This window comes from Colwellia sp. BRX10-1 (genome assembly GCF_014077545.1).
In the GTDB taxonomy this organism is placed as follows: domain Bacteria; phylum Pseudomonadota; class Gammaproteobacteria; order Enterobacterales; family Alteromonadaceae; genus Colwellia_A.
Genome location: NZ_JACGWC010000015.1, coordinates 37,421 through 55,906, shown reverse-complemented (window position 1 = coordinate 55,906; position 18,486 = coordinate 37,421). Strand labels below are relative to the sequence as shown.

Below are 18,486 nucleotides of genomic sequence, written 5' to 3'. Positions count from 1 at the left end.
CCTATGTAGATTAAATAAGATAAACCAGTAGGGAAGTATCAACGTATCTAAACGTTTTAGTTGTTTCGATAAAAAGCACTAAACACTTTTACGTTGAGTGCTTTATATCGCCATATTATGCTCTTTAGTTTCAGTGTGTAAAACTTAACCTTAGCGAATGTGATTAAGGTTAAATTAGGCTTATAAACGTAGAATTTAATGCTAGGGCTTAACTTTTATTCTTGGACTGAACTGATCGTCATCTCCAGTACTTTGTACGCTTCAATATCCTCTTCAATAAAACGTAAAGGTCTACGTTGCGTTTTTTACGAATATAACAACGTTTGGTCTGTATTGTGATCGTTGCCATATTCATCTGGCTGTGAATAGGTAATAGAGGAGGTGGTTATACCAAAACAAAGGTTATCTTGTTGAATTTCAATGTAAATTTATTGATTTGTATATTCATTGTTGCGTTATTTCAAACGCTTGTTTAAACTAGTCTTAATTAATGATGAATATTTTCATTTAGGGCGCAGGTAAGAGGTACCGTTGGCACATGAGTACAAAAAACAAAATTTTAGATGCAGCAGAAAAATTATTCGCAACGCAAGGTTTTAATGGTACATCATTAAGAGAAATTACTAGCCAAGCAGAAGTTAATTTAGCCGCAGTAAATTACCATTTTGGCTCTAAAAAAGAGTTAATAAAATCAGTAATGTCTCGTTATATGAACGAGCTTTCACCTCGTTTAGAATTATCGCTAGTGAATATATGCGAACAAGATGATTTAACCTTACTTGAAGTGTTTTCAGCTTTTATTGAACCCTTGTTATCATTAAATGAATTTAAAGAAAATGGTACCAGTAATTTTTTACAATTATTAGGACGGGGTTATAGCGATAGCCAAGGCTTTTTGCGTTGGTTCTTAACTACACAATACCCCGGCGTTATTAATAACTTTGTTAAAGCGGTGCAAAAAGCTTATCCAGAGCTTACTGCTGAAGAAATGTTTTGGCGTTTGCACTTCACTATGGGCACAGTGGTTTTTACCATGTCTTCGAGTGATGCTTTAATTGATATCGCTAAAAGTGATTTTGATCGTAATATGGACATTGCCGGCGTGATTAAACAAGTTATCCCTTATGTCGCCGCAGGTGTTGCTGCTCCTTTACTTTAATCTTACTCTTTTATCATTTTGATATGATATATCCGTGATACTTCGATCTGTCAGCGATAATTTTCAGGTATCACCGTTATATATCAATATCAGCCTTTGTAATTACTATTGATTTAGGTAAAGTAGCAACATCAAAAACTTATCATCTTCAAAGTGTGTATATGGGTCCTATTATGCTAGATGTGCTTGGCACATCTTTAACGGCAGAAGACAAAGAGCTTCTGCAACATCCTCTTGTTGGCGGGTTAATTTTATTTACTCGTAATTATGAATCCCCTGAACAAATAGCAGAATTGACTGCTGATATCCGCCGTGCCGCTAAAAAGCCATTGATTATTGCCGTTGACCATGAAGGTGGTCGAGTTCAGCGATTTCGTGATGGCTTCTCTCTTATTCCGGCAATGGGTAAGATTTGGCACTTTGCCGAAGAAAATATTAGTGTGGCGCAAGAGTTGGCTAAACAAAGTGCAATATTAATGGCATTAGAAGTTCAAGCCGTCGGTATTGATATCAGTTTTGCACCTATTCTTGATATTAACGATATTAGTGCTGTTATTGGCGATAGAGCTTTTCATAAAAATCCAGAAATTGTTTGTCAACTCGCTAGTGCTTTTGTCGATGGCTTACATTTGGTTGGTATGAAAGCTACGGGTAAGCATTTTCCTGGTCATGGCAGTGTTGAAGCTGATTCTCACCTTGCTTTACCTATTGACTCTCGTTCACGTGATGAAATATTCGCTGTTGATATGTTACCTTTTAAAACGTTAATTAATAGCAATAAGGTCGATGCATTAATGCCTGCCCACGTTATTTTCCCTGACGTTGACCGCGAAGCTGTCGGTTTTTCTCCTTACTGGCTCAAAGATATTTTGCGTAAGCAACTTGGTTTTAGTGGCGTTATTTTCAGTGATGATTTATCGATGGAAGGTGCTGCATGTGTTGGTGGTTATGTTGAACGTGCTGAAGCAGCTCAACAAGCAGGTTGCGACATGCTATTACTGTGTAATAACCGAGATAGCTGTATAGATGTCATTGACCATGCCAATATCACTATTGATGAAAAAAGTAATCAGCGCTTATTACGTTTATTGAAAACGTCTACGAGTGGGCTCAGTGAGTTAAAGGCGAATACTCATTGGCAACATGCTCGACAAGCATTAGCCGAATACTTATAAAATAATTTTATCGTCCTCTTAAAAATAATAAAAATAGAGAGTTAAATGAAGTTAACTAAACAAAGTTTTATTGTCTTAGCACCCGCACTAGCCTTTGGTTTTTACTTTTTGCTACTTTGGTTAGGCTTAGCAGAAAAACCCGCAACTGCGGCGGCAATAACATTACTCACCGTTATTTGGTGGGTTAGTGAAGCGATCCCCATTCCTGCAACATCTTTAGTCCCTTTTGCTTTGCTGCCACTACTGGGGGTTGTTGATCATAAAACAGTAGCTTCATCATTAGGTAGTCACGTTATTTTATTGTTAATGGGGGCATTTATGCTCTCTAAAGCGATAGAGAAAAGTGGAGCACACCAAAGACTTGCTGTTTACATGGTTAAGTTAGTTGGCGTATCAAGTGGGCGGCGATTAGTCTTTGGTATTATGTTAGCGTCTGCTTTATTAAGTATGTGGATTTCAAATACCGCAACGACTTTAATTATGCTGCCGATTGCATTAGCTATACTTACTCATGTAGATAACAAAGAACTTAAAGTCGCTTTAATTTTAGGTATTGCCTATGCTGCGTCGGTTGGCGGTATTGGTACCCCTATTGGTACACCACCCAATGTTATTTTTATGGGCATATATGAAGAAAATACTGGCCGAGAATTTGGGTTTTTATCATGGATGAAAATAGGCGTCCCGATAGTGTTAATCGCTTTACCTATTATGGCATTCTGGCTAACAAGAAAGGTAAAACTCGACCATGAAATAAAGTTACCCGCGCAAGGCGAATGGCGAAGTGAAGAAAAAAGAACACTGTGGGTTTTTGGCCTTACAGCACTCGCATGGATCACTCGCTCAGAGCCCTTTGGTGGCTGGAGTGACCTATTAAATGTTCAAATTGCGGGTGACAGCACCGTCGCTTTATTTGCCGTGGTGTTAATGTTTTTAATCCCTAATGGTAAGGGCTCGCGCCTGCTTGATTGGGACACTGCTAAATCAATACCCTGGGGAATGTTGCTGTTATTTGCTGGCGGTATTGCCATTGCTAAAGGGTTTGTTGAATCAGGTTTAAGCCAGATACTAGGCGAATGGCTGTCTTCGTTGGCTAATTTACCGGTAATTGTGATGATACTGACAATTTGTTTAGTGGTTACTTACCTCACAGAAATTACCAGTAACACCGCGACAGCAACCTTACTTATGCCTATTTTGGCTGTCGTTGCCACCTCTGCTGGTTACGATCCTATGGTATTAATGGTGCCCGCCGCTATGTGCGCGAGTTGCGCTTTTATGCTGCCTGTTGCTACTGCGCCTAATGCAATTGCTTATGGTACTGGTGAACTTGAAATTAAAGATATGGTGAAAGAAGGGGCAATATTAAGTTTTATCTTGTCTTGTTTAATAGCAATTGTTTGCTATTTATTTTTGTTATAACAAAAATAAGGGGCTAAATTTTAGCCCCTTTATCTTAATTACCTAGCATAAATGTAATGGCAAATTATGCTTCTATTATAACGCCATTATGATTTATGCTGCCGTTAACATTAGCCCCAACATGCCAAGAGTAAAGCCTAACACAGCGCCCATCGGTGGAGCCCAATGATTTTCTAATTTTACTTGTGGTGCCAAATCTTGAAATATTGAATAAAGAATTCCGCCTGAAGCGAAAAGCATAACCGCGCCAATAATCTTGGGGGACTCAGATAGCCATAAATAGCCAGAAACTGCGGCGATAGGCCCAAGTATTGCCATTAAAGCAAAGACCATGATAATTTTTTGCGGTTTATAACTTGAAGATGCACTTAACTCACGATAAGCGCTAAATCCTTCAGGTAAGTTTTGTAAGGCAATTAAACCAGCTAGCAAATATGCACTACTACTTCCTGTTGCGAATGCTGCTCCAAGTGCTATTGATTCTGGAATGAAATCAGCAAGCATTGCTGCTAGTTGACTGGCAGGTGTATCTATTTTTTTAAGATAAATATCTAGTGCCATAAAGCTAAGCCCGCCAACAATAAACCAAATGCATGCGGGTAATATATCAAGATTTCCCATTCCTTCAGGTACTAATACTAAGGCAACTGCCGACAACAGCGCTCCGCCACCAAAAGCCATAACGCTATGTCTGAGCTCTTGTTCAAGCCAGTCATTGCCAATTTTTTCGAAGCAGGCAAGGGCAGCACCAAGTGGCATAGCCAAACCAGCAAGAAATGTTGATACGATAACAGTGAGTAATATAGACATGATTTTATCACTTAAGCAGTAAGTGCCCCATTGTGAGGCTATTGTTTAATACAATGATATTAGTTAGGCCATTAAAGGCCTTATAATTTGACTACTGTGTTCTGTGACCCTTTATTAAAAGCAGCGAGTAAATCGACATTTTAAATGATCACAGTGATTTTTTATTGATCAGTTGAGCTAATACAATTACCACTAGCGCAGCAGTAAAACCACCAAAAACAACAATCATCATTTGTGGCATAGTATAACCGAAGAATTGCCAATTTATGTCACCACAATCTCCTGTTGCTTCAAACAAAGAAGGTAACCATTTGTGTAAAGGGGCCCAACTTGGGAAGTTAGGTACAAACTCACAACTATAGAGAAATGATAATGTAGCTGATTGAATTTCAACGTGCTCAATGGCAATCAATAACCCCCATATAGCGCTAACACCCCAGAGTGTCAATGCGACTGAGCGTAAGAGAGTATTTTTATTGCCCATGCTGCCAACTATGCCAGCAAAGAATATTCCCCATAGTGCTGTACGTTGGTAAATACACATAATGCAAGGAGCTAAGCCCATTACGTATTGAAAATAAAGAGCCGATAATTCTAAACCAAAGATGGTTAGGCTAAGTAATTGCCAAGCGCGAGTGTTTACTGATAAATCACTTAAAAATTTCAAAAGTTTTCCTTAATCATGTTCAATGTTGTTATTTTAGATTGTTATTTTAGATTGTTATCTAGTTAACTATAGGCATCATCACATATTGACACTTAAATTGATGTGATAGTGACATTAGCGTGATAGTTGCTAGCACTTAGTTTTTTGCACAAAAATGACTTTTATCATTAGTATCAATAAAGCGCCATAAGGGCGCTTTATTGATACAAGTTAACAGTAAAACTACTATATGTTAACTTTAGTGTTCTTGTGAAGATGAAACCCCACCTTCAGTCATGTGATGCTGAATTAAACCCGAGTCATAAAAATCTTGTGTCGATTGCTCCAAATGACCTGAAGAAATAGCAAGTAAACCAATAATGGTCAATACGATAGTATAAGGGAAAGCCATAATAACCATACGGCCATATGACAATCTAACTAATGGAGCAAGCGCTGAAGTTAATAGGAATAAAAACGCAGCTTGGCCATTTGGCGTAGCAACACTCGGCAAGTTAGTTCCTGTGTTAATAGCAACAGCAAGTAAATCAAATTGGTCACGGCTTATTATTCCTGAAGAAAGTGCTTTTTCAATTTCAGTAATGTATACCGTGCCAACAAATACGTTGTCACTGACCATAGATAATAGGCCATTAGCTAAATAAAACATGACTAATTGCATGTTACCTTCAAAAGTTAATACCCAAGTGATGACGGGCGTAAATAATTGTTGGTCAACAATAACGGCAACGATGGACAAAAACACCACTAATAGCGCGGTAAAAGGTAATGCTTCTTCAAAAGCATGACCAATTTGATGTTCTTCAGTTACACCTGTGAAAACGGTTGCAAGTATAATAACGGATAAACCAATTAAGCCAACTGGCGCTAAATGTAATGCTAAACCAACAATCAACCAAACGGCGATTAATCCTTGCACGACTAATTTTACATTATCACTTTTATTGCGTTTTTTACTTTCTTCAATGTCGAAGTCACGTAATATTTGATAAACATTTTCTGGCAGGGCAAAACCATAACCAAACCATTTGAACTTTTCTAATAAAGCACATGTGATTAAACCTGAAACAAATACAGGAATAGTAACGGGTGACATCCGAATGGTGAATTCAATGAAATCCCAACCGGCTTGCTGACCAATAATCAAATTTTGTGGTTCGCCCACGATAGTACATACACCACCTAAAGCTGTACCAACACCCGCGTGCATCAATAGGTTACGTAAATATCCTCTAAAGCTTTGTAAATCGCTTTTTATATCATCATCATCGGGATTGTCATGGGGATGGTCTTCACCTATAGAGGCAGCTTTATGATAGACAGAATAAAAACCTAAGCCAACGCTGATTATTACCGCAATGACGGTTAATGCATCTAAAAAGGCTGATAAAAATGCCCCTGAAAAACAGAATAATAATGACACCACTATTTTTGAACGGATCTTAGTGACTATTTTCGTGAACAAAAAGAGCAACAAACTCTTCATGAAATATATTCCAGCAACCATAAAAATCAGCAGCAGAAGTACTTCGAAGTTAATCATTAATTCATGTTTTACATGAGCGGGTGAAGTCATCCCTATGGCAATAGCTTCAATCGTTAATAAACCGCCGGGTTGCAGCGGGTAACATTTTAATGCCATTGCTAAAGTGAATATAAACTCTATGACTAATGCCCAACCTGCAATATAGGGGTCAACATAGAAAAAGAGGATAGGGTTAATCACTAAGAATGAGATAATTGCCAGCTTGTACCACTCAGGCGAGTTGCCAAGAAAGTTTTTATAAAATGCACTCATGAAGGGTTGTTGCATAATTGACCTGTTTATTTTAAGTATATGACGAATTGTGTCTCGCCTTGAATGGATCTTGTTTCTGTTATTTTGATAAAAAATGCATAGTAGTTTAAGTACCATTGAAAAGCTTGTAAATAATCTATCTTTATAGCGTAATCGTGGCCTTTTCTTCTGAGAATATCAGGCATGAGTCCTTTATATTATTTAATAACTTAGCCGCAGTGATATTTATTGAATTGCCGTTTTGCTTGAAATGCTTCGACTCTGCAGTATTAAATTAAATATTGCCTTTATAAATACACACTTTAGCCCCGCGTTAAACACCATCGATTGAGCTATAAATTCACAATGAGTAAGCTAATTCTAGATTTGTCATGCTATTTCGCAGAATATAGCATGTTAATATTGCTAAATTATTGAGTTAATCGATGTTTATGCATAATAAGTACTTTAATAAGATAAAAATTTATTAGGGGGTGCTTTCGTGACTTAACTCATCGCTTCTTATCAGGCATTAGCTTTAAATATTAATAGTTTTTTAGACGCTAGTTCAGTATTGACTTAAAAATAAAATAGTAAATTTCATTTTGACTTACTGACTTTATCTACACATAAAATTATTTATTATTCATAAATTAAAGGCTTATCTCTCTACAGCCGCTAATAAACAGGGGTTAACTCTGTTGTTTTTCACAAAATATAGTGTGAGGTTGCCACTGAGTATCCACATAAGTGACCAACGTTGACAGTAACGTCGAATTTATCCGCTTGTGCCAAATAGATGTTCTGGTACAATCAGTTAAAATTTTAAGATTAAGATATTGTGTGGAGCAGTATGGTTATCAAAGCACATAGCCCAGCAGGGTTTGCAGAGCAATATATTGTTGAGTCTATTTGGAACGGTGGTTTCCCCCCCGGTTCTATACTTCCGGCTGAACGAGAGTTATCTGAACTCATTGGCGTTACGCGTACAACATTACGTGAAGTTTTACAGCGCTTAGCACGAGATGGCTGGTTGACTATTAAGCACGGTAAACCCACCAAAGTGAATAACTTTTGGGAAACCTCTAGTTTAAATATTCTTGAAACCTTGGCTCAACTCGATCAAGAAGGCATACCTGATCTGGTTGACAATTTAATGTCAGCTCGGACAAATATTAGCGCCATTTATATTCGTGGCGCGATTAAAAATAATGCTGAAAAAGTGATTGAGCTCATTAAAGCTTATGAAGATGTAGAAGATAACGGAGAAGCCTTTGCCGAGTTTGATTATCGATTAAATAAAGAGTTGGTGGTTGCCTCTGGAAATTCTATCTATTTATTAATCTTAAATGGCTTTAGAGGCTTATATTCTCGTCTAGGTACTTTATATTTTTCTCATCCTAAAGGTCGTGAGATATCTCGAGTCTATTATAAGAAATTAATTGAATTAGCTAGCGAAGATAAGTTTGATGAATCTATATTTGCCGTACGTAAATATGGTATCGAGTCAGGTAAGCTTTGGCTAGAACTTAAAGATGACGTATTAAAAGAGCTATCTGAATAAATTATCTATAGTGATTAAAAGGCAAGAGTTAACTTGCCTTTTAATTATCTTCACTGCTCTCTCATTCTGGATATTGTGCAATAACTTCTTCATCCCCCTCTTCATTGTTCTGTACTAACCGCACGTCAAATTGCCATAAGGTATATAAATGTTTCATCACTTCATCTTTTGAATCGTCTAGCGGAACATTTTGGTGTGGTGTATATTTCAATGTTAGCGATCGGTCACCATCAACATCAGCATTTGTTACCTGAATATTAACCTCCAGATTACTCAAATTATACTGTTCAGATAACGCGCTTCTTACTTTTTTGTAGCCACTTTCATTGTGAATAGCCGCCACGTCAATAAAATTTTCTTTTTCATCATCGTGTAAATAAAATAACTTGAAATCGCGCATTAGTTTTGGTGATAAATATTGACTAATAAAGCTTTCATCTTTGAAATTTTTCATGGCAAAATGTAAAGTATCTAACCAATTACTATTGGCTATTTCTGGAAACCATCGTTTATCTTCTTCTGTTGGGTGTTCACATATTCTTCTAATATCTATAAACATATTAAAGCCTAACGCATAAGGATTAATACCAGAATAATGAGGACTGTTGTAATTGGGTTGAGCGACAACATTGGTATGGTTATGTAAAAATTCCATCATGAACTTATCGGTAACTAAGCCTTCATCATATAAATGGTTTAGCAGTGTGTAATGCCAAAAGCAGGCCCAGCCCTCGTTCATGACTTGTGTTTGTTTTTGCGGATAAAAGTATTGCGAGATTTTTCGAACAATGCGTACAATTTCTCTTTGCCATGGTTTTAGTAAGGGCGCATATTTTTCAATGAAATATAAAATGTTTTCTTGCGGTTCATTTGGAAATGTCGGTTTCTTATCTTTAGCATTATCTTTGTTTTTGGGTAATGTTCGCCATAATGTATTCACCTGCGATTGTAAATATGCTTCACGGTCCTTTTGACGTTGTAACTCTTCCTCTAATGATATCTTTTGTGGACGTTTATAGCGGTCAACACCGTGATTCATTAATGCATGACAAGCATCTAAGCATGATTCAACCTCACTAATGCCAAATTTTTGTTCACATTCGCTAATGTAGTTTTTAGCAAACAATAAGTAGTCAATTATTGAGCTCGCATCAGTCCAGGTTTGGAATAAATAATTACCTTTAAAAAAAGAATTATGTCCGTAACAAGCATGTGCCATAACGAGTGCTTGCATGGTCATAGAATTCTCTTCCATTAAATATGAAATACAAGGATCAGAATTGATAACAATTTCGTAGGCTAATCCCATTTGACCACGTTTATAGTTTTGCTCTGTTTGAATAAATTTTTTACCAAATGTCCAATGGTTATATCCAATAGGCATACCGACACTAGCGTATGCATCCATCATTTGCTCTGCGGTGATCACTTCAATTTGGTTGGCGTAAGTCTCCAATCGATAATGCTTTGCAACCCGTGCAATTTCAGTTTGATATTGATCAAGTAAATCAAAGTTCCAGTCACACTGGTCACTTAAGGGGTTACGTTTGTCCATTATTTGCCTCCTTTGCCATTATTAACTTAGGCTGCTTTACTGTGATTTTTCTTGAAAAGCTTTCTAAAAACAGGATAAATATCTTCAACGCTTTTAATATGTTGTATTGCAAAATGTTCTGTATATGCTGCAATTTCTTGATATTGCTGCCAAAGTGTTTGATGAGGTCGTTGTGATATTTCAATGTAACTAAAGTAGCGTGCTTTAGGTAGAATATGCTCAGTGAGTAATTTTTGACAACGAGGAGAGTCATCGGCCCAGTTATCTCCATCAGAGGCCTGCGCGGCGTAAATATTCCATTCGCTTTCCTTATAACGCTCATCCATTATTTTAATCATTAAATCTAATGCACTTGAAGCAATAGTGCCGCCAGTTTCTTGCGAATAAAAAAACTCTTCTTCATCAACCTCTTTTGCTTGCGTGTGGTGTCGAATATAGACCACATCAATCGTTTTATAGGTGCGGGTGAGAAACAAATACAATAAGAGATAAAATCGTTTGGCAATATCTTTAGTGGCTTGGTCCATAGAGCCTGAAACATCCATTAAACAGAACATCACCGCCTTTGATGTAGGTAGGGCTTGTTTTGCATAGTTTCTAAAACGTAAATCAAAGGTGTCAATAAAAGGGACTTTACTGATTTTACCTTTAAGCATGTCGATCTGATTGTTTAGGTCTTTAATTTTTTGGACATGATCATGTTTATCAGCCATTAATGCCGCTAAGGCGAGTTCAAGGACTTTTAACTCTTTACGCTTGGTTGATGTCATGGCAATACGTCTTGCTATTGATCCCTGTAGGGATTTTACAATATCTATATTTGAGGGGACGCCTTCAGCACAATAACCCGATCGAACAGTTTTATAATCAATTAACGTATCTAATTGGTTCTTTTCTAAATTTGGCAATTCAAGATCTTCAAAAAGTAAGTTCAAATATTCATCTTTAGAAATAGAAAAAATAAAATCATCATCTCCCTCACCAGTGTTACTGGCATCACCTTTACCGCTACCTTGTCCTTGCTGTTGTGGAGGGCGTTTGATTTGATCGCCGGTTGAAAATTGGTCATTACCCGGGTGAACTCTATCTTTAACACCCCCTTTGCCCTGATGAAAAACAGGTTCAGATAAATCTTTTTTGGTGATGGTAATGTCCTCACCACGATCAACATCAGTAACACTGCGTTTATTAATCGCTTGTTCAACGGATTTCTTTATTTGGCTTTTATAGCGTTTAATAAAGCGCTGGCGATTAACCGTGCTTTTGTTTTTGCTATTTAAGCGTCTATCAATAAAATTCGCCATATTATCCTCCTACTTTATTGGCTTTTTAAAACAATAAAGTACAAGTTAAGAAGACTTTCTTACCCGTAAATACCACTCTGACAGTAACCGCACTTGTTTTTTTGTATAACCTTTACTCATCATGCGTTCTATAAAATCGTCATGTTTTTGCTGGTCGTCATTTGATGTTTTAGTGTTAAAGGAAATAACGGGTAATAAATCTTCAGTATTCGAGAACATTTTTTTCTCAATAACCGTGCGCAGTTTTTCGTAACTTGTCCAGTTGGGGTTCTTACCGTTGTTATTGGCTTTAGCACGTAATACAAAATTGACAATTTCATTACGAAAATCTTTAGGGTTACTAATGCCAGCAGGCTTTTCTACTTTTTCTAATTCATTATTTAAGGCTTCTCGGTCGAAAAGCTGTCCAGTTTCAGCATCGCGATACTCTTGGTCTTGTATCCAAAAATCAGCATAAGTGACATAGCGATCAAAGATGTTTTGTCCATATTCAGAATAAGACTCTAAATAAGCCGTTTGAATTTCCTTGCCAATAAATTCTATGTATTGAGCTGACAAGTAACCTTTAATGAACTCTAAATATCGCTCGGCTGTTTCTTGGGGTAATTGCTCTCGTTCAATTTGTTGCTCGAGTACATAAAATAAATGTACTGGATTTGCGGCAACTTCTAAATGATCAAAATTAAAAACGCGTGATAATATTTTAAAAGCAAAACGTGTTGATAGCCCAGACATACCTTCATCCATGCCCGCATAATCACGGTATTCTTGATACGACTTAGCTTTTGGGTCGGTGTCTTTTAAGCTTTCGCCGTCATAAACGCGCATTTTAGAATAAATACTAGAGTTCTCGGGATCTTTTAAACGTGATAGTACAGAAAACTGCGCTAAGGTTTCTAACGTATCTGGCGCACAATGTGCATTTTTTAATTCACTGTTTTCGAGTAATTTTTTATAAATTTTTACTTCTTCAGAAATACGCATACAGTAAGGGACTTTGACCATATAAACGCGGTCCAAAAAGGCTTCGTTGTTTTTGTTATTTCTAAAGGTTTGCCATTCTGACTCATTAGAATGCGCAAGCAATATGCCATTAAAGGGCAGGGCTGATAATCCTTCTGTTGGATTATAGTTACCTTCTTGTGTTGCTGTTAACAACGGATGCAATACTTTAATGGGGGCTTTGAACATTTCGACAAATTCCATCATGCCTTGATTCGCTCGACACAATGCGCCTGAATAGCTATAGGCATCAGGATCATTTTGTGAAAAGTGCTCTAACTGTCGAATATCAACTTTACCAACCAGGGCTGAAATATCTTGATTGTTATCGTCGCCAGGCTCTGTTTTTGCAATGGCTATTTGATCAAGAATTGAAGGATATAACTTAACCACCTCAAATTTTGCAATATCACCTTGATATTCATGCAGCCTTTTAGCCACCCAAGGCGACATAATGGTCTTTAAATAACGTTCTGGTATTTTATATTCTTTTTTTAATATCTTACCATCTGCATTTGCGTCGAATAAACAAAAAGGGTGGTCATTTACCGGGCTTCTTATGCCATTAGCACTGAGCACATAGATAGGCTCTTGCTGCATCAATGCTTTTAATTTTTCAGCTAATGATGATTTTCCTCCACCCACAGGCCCTAATAAATAGAGTATTTGTTTCTGTTCTTCCAGTCCTTGTGAAGCATGCTTAAGGTAGGCAACAATCTGCTCTATAGCTTCTTCCATGCCATAAAATTCCTTAAAGGCAGGATAGCGAGCAATTACCCGATTAGAAAATATACGGCTTAAGGTAGGTTCATTTGAGGTGTCTATCATTTCAGGCTCGCCAATGGCCTTCAATAAGCGCTCAGAAGCGGTGGCGTAAGCAAGTTTGTCTTTTTGACAAATAGCTAAAAATGCTTGAATACTAAAGTTCTCTTCTTTAGCTTCATCGTAACGTGATTGATAATGCTGAAAAATACTCATAACTGCCTCCATAAGGAAAAAATTTGCAGATGAGTAAAAACTTACCGTAGTACAAAGTCGATATTGTTTAACTCATTCAAATAAGACCGAGAAACTATCGATATTCGCCCCAACAAGACACTAAACTTTGCATTGAAACGAGTATGTCTACCATTAAGTCTAGACGGTATTTTTTAAGGTTGAGAATAATTAGAGATTTTTTTTGTAAGCAAAGAGGAAAATATAAAAATCTTTTATATTGAATTAAAAAGAAAAAGGACACTTTTATTGAATTTTAAGCATAAAAAAACCAGAGTAGGTACTCTGGTTTTCAATAAAATTCTTACTTAAAGGTTAATAAATTAATCTTTAATGAATATAAATTAAGCGAAGTTTGCCGCAGCAAAATCCCAGTTAGCTAATGCCCAAAAACCAGCCATGTAGCTTGGACGAAGATTACGGTAATCAATGTAGTAAGCATGTTCCCATAAATCTACTGTTAATAACGGTGTAACGCTCTCATCAGTTAATGGTGTTGCAGCATTTGAAGTGTTAACGATAGCAAGGCTACCATCTGCTTTTTTCACTAACCATGTCCAGCTTGAACCAAAGTTGTTGATTGCACTTTCAGTAAATTTTGTTTTAAATTCAGCGAAAGAACCAAAGCTTGCATTGATCGCATCAGCTAAAGCGCCTGTTGGTTCACCGCCGCCGTTAGGGCTTAAGCTGTTCCAGTAGAATGTGTGATTCCAAATTTGTGCTGCATTATTGAAAATGCCTGCTGATGAAGTCTTCACGATGTCTTCTAAAGACTTGCCTTCAAAATCAGTACCTTCAATTAATCCATTAAGCTTTACAACATAAGTGTTGTGATGCTTACCGTAGTGAAACTCAAGTGTTTCAGCTGAAATATGTGGTACAAGTGCATCTTGTGCATAGGGTAATGCGGGTAATTCAATAGCCATTAGTTTCTCCAGAAATGGGTTATACAAATTTATTTTTGCGCAAAAATAAAGAAGTTGTGTGCTTTTATTTAAAAACCAGTTAAAACCTAGTAAACTAGTCAAGTATTATTAAAGCCTGACTAGTGTACCCATTTATATAGGTTTTGCCAGTGTAAATATCAAGCCTGTTATTGTTTATTCTACTAAATAAGTGCTTTTTAGTCTTTATTACCTTGATTATTTTAGTGTCAGACTCCATTAATCAAAGTAATAAACATTAAATTTTATATTGTAAAGATCGAGGTTTTTTCGGTCGTAATTAGAGGTATCCCATGGAAACTATTGAACGTATCAAAGAACAACTTTCTGAAAACACTATTTTGCTTTATATGAAAGGTTCTCCTAAATTGCCTAGCTGTGGCTTTTCTTCACAAGCATCACAAGCACTAATGCAGTGTGGTGAAAAATTTGCTTATGTTGATATTTTACAAAATCCTGATATTCGTGCCGAATTACCAAAGTATGCTGATTGGCCAACATTCCCACAATTATGGGTTGACGGTGAATTAGTCGGTGGTTGTGACATTATTATGGAAATGTTCCAACAAGGTGAATTACAAACCTTGATCAAAGAAGCTGCAGAAAAAAATAATTCTGAAGAAAAAGCTTAGTATCATTTTTGAAACTGACGTTAGTTAAATTTTTTATTAAAAAAGATGAAAATAAGTTGAAAATCACCTTATCGTCTCAATAATAGATGTACGTCAGTTTTATGATTTAAATCAATTTAATAAAAATATTGGAGAATAGAATGAGTGTATTAGTTGGCCGTGCAGCACCAGATTTTACTGCAGCAGCAGTTTTAGGTAGTGGCGAAATTGTTGATAGCTTTACGTTATCGACAGCAATTAAAGGTAAAAAAGCCGTAGTGTTTTTCTACCCTCTAGATTTTACTTTTGTTTGTCCGTCTGAGTTATTAGCTTTTGATCACCGTATGGAAGAATTCAAAAGCCGTGGTGTTGAAGTTATTGGTGTTTCTATCGATTCACAATTTTCTCATAACGCATGGCGTAACACTCCAGTAAACGAAGGCGGTATTGGCCCAGTACAATATACTTTAGTTGCTGATACAAAGCATGAAATCTGTAAAGCGTACGACGTTGAACATCCTGAAGCGGGTGTTGCATTTCGTGGTTCTTTCTTAATTGATGAAGAAGGCAATGTACGTCATCAAGTAATTAATGATTTACCATTAGGTCGTGACGTTGACGAAATGATCCGTATGGTTGACGCATTACAATTCCACCAAGAGCACGGCGAAGTTTGTCCAGCTGGCTGGAACAAAGGTGATAAAGGTATGACTGCTTCTCCTGAAGGCGTTGCATCTTACTTAGCTAACAATGCTGACAAGCTTTAAGATAATAACTTAGGCTTTAGTTAGCCGATGTAATTATTAAAAGTAATAAAAAACCGCTTAATTGCGGTTTTTTTATGTTCAGGAAGAACGGTATGTCACGGTGCCAAGGATGGCAAAGAGTGACGATGTTCAGGAAGAACGGTATGTCACGGTGCCAAGGATGGCAAAGAGTGACGATGTTCAGGAAGAACGGTATGTCACGGTGCCAAGGATGACAAAGAGTGACGATGTTCAATCCCGTCATGCTGAATTTATTTCAGTATCTGTTTTTGTTTTGTCAACAACGAGATCCTGAAACAAGTTCAGGATGACAGTGTATTTGCGAGTTGTATTTCAGTATCTGTTTTTGTTTGTCAACAACGAGATCCTGAAACAAGTTCAGGATGACGGTATCTTTGTGAGTTGTATTTAAGTATTTCAGTATTTAGGTATATAAAGTACTGGCCCTTAAGATCGTCATACTGAATTTATTTCAGTATCTGTTTTTGTTTTGTCAACAACGAGATCCTGAAACAAGTTCAGGATGACAGTGTCTTTGCGAGTTGTATTTAAGTATATAAGTACTGACTCTTGAGGTCGTCATGCTGAATTTATTTCAGTATCTGTTTTTGTTTTGTCAACAACGACGAGATCCTGAAACAAGTTCAGGATGACGGTGTCTTTGTGAGTTGTATTTAAGTATTTCAGTATTTCAGTATTTAGGTATATAAAGTACTGGCTCTTAAGATCGTCATGCTGAATTTATTTCAGTATCTCTTTTTGTTTTGTCAACAACGAGATCCTGAAACAAGTTCAGGATGACAGTGTCTTTGCGAGTTGTATTTAAGTATATAAGTACTGACTCTTGAGGTCGTCATGCTGAATTTATTTCAGTATCTAAAGCACTAGATCCTGAAACAAGTTCAGGATGACGGTGTCTTTGTGAGTTGTATTTAAGTATTTCAGTATTTAGGTATATAAAGTACTGGCTCTTGAGGTCGTCATGCTGAATTTATTTCAGTATCTAAAGAACGAGATCCTGAAACAAGTTCAGGATGACGGTGTCTTTGTGAGTTGTATTTAAGTATTTCAGTATTTACGTATATAAGTACTGGCTCTTGAGTTCGTCATGCTGAATTTATTTCAGTATCTAAAGCACTAGATCCTGAAACAAGTTCAGGATGACGGTGTCTTTTGTTAGTTGTATATAAATATATAGATATTGGCTCTTAAGTTCGTCATGCTGAATTTATTTCAGTATCTGTTTTTTGTTTTGTCAACAACGAGATCCTGAAACAAGTTCAGGATGACGGCTTATTTTGCAAATTTATTTCAGTATCAGGATGACGGCGTCTCTTCGTGTTGTATTTCAGTATAAAGCCGAGGGTGTCTCTTCGAGTTTATTTCAATATCAGGCTAACGGTGGCTTCATTGAGAGGGTAAATAATAGAAAGTGACAGTGTTTAAAATTAAGCCAATCAAAAGTTGAAAATCAACCTACACTTAATTTATCACCTTATTGATTTCTGGAATCGTTTTGTTTGTACCTAAGACGCTTTATGAGAACTTACCGTTCGCGTATTTTATTGTAAGTGGTTATTTACTTACCTTTAATATGACATGGCCTATGCTTATTTCTGCGGCGCTATTTTATAGTGCTGCTTGTGTTACATTAGTTACTCGTTCGGCTTGTCGAAGACTCGATAAACAAAAAAAACTCGGTATAAAAAATAAAATACCTGAACTCTTCTATGAATATTTACCCTATATTTACAACGCTATTGGGGTATTTACTCTGATGGTCACCAAAAATTCACTCTTTCAATTTTTTGCATTCACTTTGATAGTTTTAGCGGTTAGAAATCTATTGTGCCGACATAATAACCGCAGTAGCTCAGCTAAATTATTTTAATCGCTTGCCGGTGTATCACTCTCTTGTTGTTCTTCATCGACTATTGCTAGGGGCCAACCACCCATTTTTTGCCATTTATTAACGATAAAACAAAAAAGTTCAGCGGTTTTTTCGGTATCGTATAATGCCGAATGAGCTTCACTATTATTGAAGTCTAACCCTGCCGCTAAACACGCTTTTGCAAGAACAGTTTGTCCAAGCGCTAAACCAGATAATGTTGTGGTATCAAAGCTAACAAAAGGATGAAAGGGTGATCGCTTTATCAAACAACGTTCTACGGCTGCATTGACAAATCCCAAATCAAAAGCGGAATTATGAGCAACCATAACGGCACGCTGACAGCCGGCAATTTTCATCTTTTTTCTAATTAACTTAAAAATCTCTGTTAACGCTTTGTGTTCATCAACAGCACCACGTAATGGGTTTGTTGGGTCTATGCCGGTGAACTCTAATGCTGCTTGCTCTAAATTGGCGCCTTCAAAAGGTTCTACGTTAAAGTGAATTGTTTCATCAAGAGAGAATTGACCTGTACTTTCATCTAGCGATAAAGTTGTCGCTGCTATTTCCAGTAAAGCATCAGTTTGTGAATTGAAACCTGCTGTTTCAACATCGATGACTACTGGGAAATAACCTCTAAAGCGCTGTGCAAAAGCACTTTTAATATTTTTATCAGCAGAACTCTTATTTTTAGTATCAGGATTTATACTCATGTTTACATCTTTTTTAAGTTAGCATTCAATTTCAAGGAGTAAATTATCGCAGAAAAAAAATGTAAACTCTATGCGAACGCTATGATGAAGCTTTAAAGTTATGAAAATATTGCTGATAACTGCTAAAGTTAT

At 36.7% G+C, this 18,486-nt stretch carries 15 protein-coding genes; 7 read left to right on the top strand and 8 right to left on the bottom strand.

Annotated features, from left to right (window positions below):
* Nucleotides 1–538: 538 nt before the first annotated feature.
* The 3 genes from H4J75_RS12960 to H4J75_RS12950 all read left to right on the top strand — a co-directional run bounded on the left by H4J75_RS12960 (nt 539) and on the right by H4J75_RS12950 (nt 3,756).
* Entirely contained in the window at nt 539–1,159 is a 621-nt protein-coding gene (locus H4J75_RS12960) for a TetR/AcrR family transcriptional regulator (protein WP_070376448.1), read from the top strand.
* A gap of 161 nt (nt 1,160–1,320) precedes the next feature.
* Nucleotides 1,321–2,334 (top strand): beta-N-acetylhexosaminidase, encoded by a 1,014-nt coding sequence (nagZ, locus tag H4J75_RS12955; RefSeq protein WP_182216335.1) that lies wholly within the window; start codon nt 1,321–1,323, stop codon nt 2,332–2,334.
* A gap of 45 nt (nt 2,335–2,379) precedes the next feature.
* Complete coding sequence (locus H4J75_RS12950; RefSeq protein WP_182222373.1) at nt 2,380–3,756, top strand: DASS family sodium-coupled anion symporter; 1,377 nt, start codon at nt 2,380–2,382, stop codon at nt 3,754–3,756.
* Between the two features lie 93 nt (nt 3,757–3,849).
* Here the strand turns inward: H4J75_RS12950 and H4J75_RS12945 are convergent, their stop codons facing one another.
* The 3 genes from H4J75_RS12945 to nhaB all read right to left on the bottom strand — a co-directional run bounded on the left by H4J75_RS12945 (nt 3,850) and on the right by nhaB (nt 7,046).
* Entirely contained in the window at nt 3,850–4,566 is a 717-nt protein-coding gene (locus H4J75_RS12945; protein ID WP_182216331.1) for a ZIP family metal transporter, read from the bottom strand.
* 148 nt (nt 4,567–4,714) lie between these two features.
* Nucleotides 4,715–5,233 (bottom strand): disulfide bond formation protein DsbB, encoded by a 519-nt coding sequence (gene dsbB, locus H4J75_RS12940; RefSeq protein ID WP_182222372.1) that lies wholly within the window; start codon nt 5,231–5,233, stop codon nt 4,715–4,717.
* Nucleotides 5,234–5,471: 238 nt separating this feature from the next.
* Nucleotides 5,472–7,046 carry a sodium/proton antiporter NhaB gene (nhaB, locus tag H4J75_RS12935; RefSeq protein WP_182222371.1) on the bottom strand — a complete coding sequence of 525 codons (1,575 nt, stop codon included), beginning with the start codon at nt 7,044–7,046 and terminating at the stop codon, nt 5,472–5,474.
* 817 nt (nt 7,047–7,863) lie between these two features.
* Here nhaB and fadR point away from each other — a divergent pair.
* Nucleotides 7,864–8,574: a fatty acid metabolism transcriptional regulator FadR gene (gene fadR / locus H4J75_RS12930; RefSeq protein ID WP_182216326.1), complete on the top strand. Its 711-nt coding sequence runs from the start codon at nt 7,864–7,866 to the stop codon at nt 8,572–8,574.
* 61 nt (nt 8,575–8,635) lie between these two features.
* On the opposite strand, the gene H4J75_RS12925 is transcribed toward fadR, so the two are convergent.
* The 4 genes from H4J75_RS12925 to sodB form a co-directional block, all read right to left on the bottom strand.
* Nucleotides 8,636–10,129, bottom strand: coding sequence for a SpoVR family protein (locus H4J75_RS12925; protein ID WP_182222370.1), 1,494 nt, complete (start codon nt 10,127–10,129; stop codon nt 8,636–8,638).
* Nucleotides 10,130–10,155: 26 nt separating this feature from the next.
* On the bottom strand, nt 10,156–11,433 hold the full coding sequence (locus tag H4J75_RS12920; protein ID WP_182222369.1) for a YeaH/YhbH family protein: 1,278 nt from the start codon (nt 11,431–11,433) through the stop codon (nt 10,156–10,158).
* A 45-nt stretch (nt 11,434–11,478) separates the two neighbouring features.
* The gene (locus H4J75_RS12915) at nt 11,479–13,413 is read right to left on the bottom strand and encodes a PrkA family serine protein kinase (protein ID WP_182222368.1); all 1,935 of its coding nucleotides are present in this window, start codon (nt 13,411–13,413) and stop codon (nt 11,479–11,481) included.
* 362 nt (nt 13,414–13,775) lie between these two features.
* Entirely contained in the window at nt 13,776–14,357 is a 582-nt protein-coding gene (gene sodB / locus H4J75_RS12910) for a superoxide dismutase [Fe] (RefSeq protein WP_070376458.1), read from the bottom strand.
* A gap of 311 nt (nt 14,358–14,668) precedes the next feature.
* Here sodB and H4J75_RS12905 point away from each other — a divergent pair, with 311 nt between their 5' ends.
* The 3 genes from H4J75_RS12905 (at nt 14,669) to H4J75_RS12895 (ending at nt 17,644) form a co-directional block, all read left to right on the top strand.
* A complete protein-coding gene (locus H4J75_RS12905; protein ID WP_070376459.1) occupies nt 14,669–15,007 on the top strand; it encodes a Grx4 family monothiol glutaredoxin in 339 nt (112 codons plus the stop codon).
* 140 nt (nt 15,008–15,147) lie between these two features.
* The gene (locus tag H4J75_RS12900) at nt 15,148–15,753 is read left to right on the top strand and encodes a peroxiredoxin (RefSeq protein WP_070376460.1); all 606 of its coding nucleotides are present in this window, start codon (nt 15,148–15,150) and stop codon (nt 15,751–15,753) included.
* A gap of 1,516 nt (nt 15,754–17,269) precedes the next feature.
* Nucleotides 17,270–17,644 carry a hypothetical protein gene (locus H4J75_RS12895; RefSeq protein WP_070376461.1) on the top strand — a complete coding sequence of 125 codons (375 nt, stop codon included), beginning with the start codon at nt 17,270–17,272 and terminating at the stop codon, nt 17,642–17,644.
* Here the strand turns inward: H4J75_RS12895 and rnt are convergent.
* Complete coding sequence (gene rnt, locus H4J75_RS12890; protein ID WP_182216316.1) at nt 17,641–18,354, bottom strand: ribonuclease T; 714 nt, start codon at nt 18,352–18,354, stop codon at nt 17,641–17,643. The genes H4J75_RS12895 and rnt overlap by 4 nt on opposite strands.
* Between the last annotated feature and the right edge of the window lie 132 nt (nt 18,355–18,486).

Bases quoted from the DNA above. Each gene is read 5' to 3' on its own strand.
- H4J75_RS12960 (WP_070376448.1), top strand. From the start codon at position 539: ATGAGTACAAAAAACAAAATTTTAGATGCAGCAGAAAAATTATTCGCA.
- nagZ (WP_182216335.1), top strand. From the start codon at position 1,321: ATGGGTCCTATTATGCTAGATGTGCTTGGCACATCTTTAACGGCAGAA.
- H4J75_RS12950 (WP_182222373.1), top strand. From the start codon at position 2,380: ATGAAGTTAACTAAACAAAGTTTTATTGTCTTAGCACCCGCACTAGCC.
- H4J75_RS12945 (WP_182216331.1), bottom strand. From the start codon at position 4,566: ATGTCTATATTACTCACTGTTATCGTATCAACATTTCTTGCTGGTTTG.
- nhaB (WP_182222371.1), bottom strand. From the start codon at position 7,046: ATGCAACAACCCTTCATGAGTGCATTTTATAAAAACTTTCTTGGCAAC.
- fadR (WP_182216326.1), top strand. From the start codon at position 7,864: ATGGTTATCAAAGCACATAGCCCAGCAGGGTTTGCAGAGCAATATATT.
- H4J75_RS12925 (WP_182222370.1), bottom strand. From the start codon at position 10,129: ATGGACAAACGTAACCCCTTAAGTGACCAGTGTGACTGGAACTTTGAT.
- H4J75_RS12920 (WP_182222369.1), bottom strand. From the start codon at position 11,433: ATGGCGAATTTTATTGATAGACGCTTAAATAGCAAAAACAAAAGCACG.
- H4J75_RS12915 (WP_182222368.1), bottom strand. From the start codon at position 13,413: ATGAGTATTTTTCAGCATTATCAATCACGTTACGATGAAGCTAAAGAA.
- sodB (WP_070376458.1), bottom strand. From the start codon at position 14,357: ATGGCTATTGAATTACCCGCATTACCCTATGCACAAGATGCACTTGTA.
- H4J75_RS12905 (WP_070376459.1), top strand. From the start codon at position 14,669: ATGGAAACTATTGAACGTATCAAAGAACAACTTTCTGAAAACACTATT.
- H4J75_RS12900 (WP_070376460.1), top strand. From the start codon at position 15,148: ATGAGTGTATTAGTTGGCCGTGCAGCACCAGATTTTACTGCAGCAGCA.
- rnt (WP_182216316.1), bottom strand. From the start codon at position 18,354: ATGAGTATAAATCCTGATACTAAAAATAAGAGTTCTGCTGATAAAAAT.